This is a genomic window from Aquabacterium sp. UBA2148 (genome assembly GCF_002328915.1).
GTDB lineage: Bacteria > Pseudomonadota > Gammaproteobacteria > Burkholderiales > Burkholderiaceae_C > Aquabacterium > Aquabacterium parvum.
On the sequence record NZ_DCXA01000201.1, the window covers coordinates 6522 to 8259 of the forward strand.

Below are 1738 nucleotides of genomic sequence, written 5' to 3' on the forward strand. Positions count from 1 at the left end.
TCATCGACCACGTTGAGCAGGCGTCGGTGCAGGCCGTCGCCGTTGTCGCTGACCTCGACGCCGCCCAGCCAGTGCGCCACCCGGATGCCGCCGCCGCTGCGCAGCCGGTCGAGCTCGACCAGCGCACCACCGATGACGAAGAACATCACCAGCGCCGTGTTGGTCTCGAAGAACAGCGCCGGAAAGCCATGCGTGAATGGCATCAGCAAGCGCCAGCCCAGCGCCAGCACCAGGTTCACGAAACCGGCCAATGACAGCAGCAGCGCGAAAAAGCACAGCAGCAACCAGGCGGTTCGGCGGTGGGATTGAAGCTGGAATTGCCGGAACTGCATGGCGTCAGGAGCGGGGAGGGCGCAGGGCGGTCAGCCAGGGCTCAGAACTGCACGCGAACGGGGTCGCGTTCGACTTGCGACGAGGTCGAAGCCAGCATCGCGCCTGGCACGAAACCAAAGACGCCGGCCACCGCGTTGGTGGGGAACTGCTGCACGGCGTTGTTGTAGTTCAGGGTGACGTCGTTGAAGAACTGCCGCGCGAATGCGACCTTGTTCTCGGTGTGGCGCAGCTCTTCGTTGAGCTCGTTGAGCTGACCGTCGGCCTTGAGCTCCGGGTAGGCCTCGACCACCGCCTGAAAGCGCGCCAGCGCACCCGCCAGCGAGGACTCGGCCATCGACAGGCTTTGCAGGCGCCCCGCGTCGTTGGGCTTGCTGCGCACCAGGTCGCAGGCGGCCATGGCTTGTGCGCGCGCGGCCGTGACGCGCTCAAGCGTTTCGCGCTCGTGTTCGAGGTACTTGCGGGCCACCTCGACCAGGTTGGGGATGAGGTCGTGACGGCGCTTGAGCTGCACGTCGATCATGGCGAAGGCGTTGGCGATTTCATTGCGCAGACGGACCAGGCGGTTGAAAGCACCCACGACCCACAAAAAGACCAGCACACCGACTGCGATGATCACCAGGCTGCTCAAGTTCACGGTCAGGTTCCTTCCTTGCTTTGTTCTGGGTGTTGTGTTGTTCGCCAGGCTTGCCAGCCCGAGCGGCGCAGCTCACAGGCCGGGCACTGGCCGCACCCGTGTCCCCAGTCGTGCCGCTGGCTGCGGTCGCCCAGGTAGCAAGTGTGCGTGTGCTCGACGATGAGCTCGTTGAGCGCGTCGCCACCGAGCTCGTGGCTGAGCGCCCAGGTCTGGGTCTTGGTCAGCCACATCAGCGGGGTCTCGATGACCATCGGGCCGTCCAGGCCCAGGCTGATGGCCACTTGCAGCGCCTTGAGCGTGTTGTCGCGGCAGTCGGGGTAGCCCGAGAAGTCGGTCTCGCACATGCCGCCGACCAGCACCGTGGCGCCTCGGCGATAGGCCAGGGCGGCGGCGAAGGTCAAAAACAGCAGGTTGCGCCCGGGCACGAAGGTGTTGGGCAGCCCGTTGGCCTGCATCTCGATGGCCCGCGACTCGGTCAGCGCGGTATCGGAGATTTGGCCCAACAGGCCGAGGTCAAGCAGGTGGTCGTCGCCCAGCCTTGCACCCCAGTCCGGGAAGCGCTGGCGGATTTCCTCGCGCACGCGAAGGCGGCAATCGAGCTCGACCTTGTGGCGCTGGCCATAGTCGAAACCGATCGTCTCGACGCGGGCGTAGCGGGCCAGGGCCCAGGCCAGGCAGGCGGTCGAGTCCTGCCCGCCCGAGAACACCACCAGGGCGGTGCGCGGGTCGTGGTGGATGAGGGCGATGTCGGACAGCATGGCGGGAGCATAG

Annotated in this window: 2 protein-coding genes and 1 pseudogene; all 3 read right to left on the reverse strand. The window is 66.3% G+C overall.

Going from position 1 to position 1738, the window contains the following annotated elements:
* A pseudogene (locus tag B2W70_RS11195) lies at positions 1-332 on the reverse strand (peptidase); the annotation flags it as partial.
* Positions 333-373: 41 nt separating this feature from the next.
* Positions 374-967, reverse strand: coding sequence for a LemA family protein (locus tag B2W70_RS11200; RefSeq protein ID WP_286745735.1), 594 nt, complete (start codon positions 965-967; stop codon positions 374-376).
* Positions 968-969: 2 nt separating this feature from the next.
* Entirely contained in the window at positions 970-1725 is a 756-nt protein-coding gene (queC, locus tag B2W70_RS11205) for a 7-cyano-7-deazaguanine synthase QueC (protein ID WP_414631050.1), read from the reverse strand.
* Between the last annotated feature and the right edge of the window lie 13 nt (positions 1726-1738).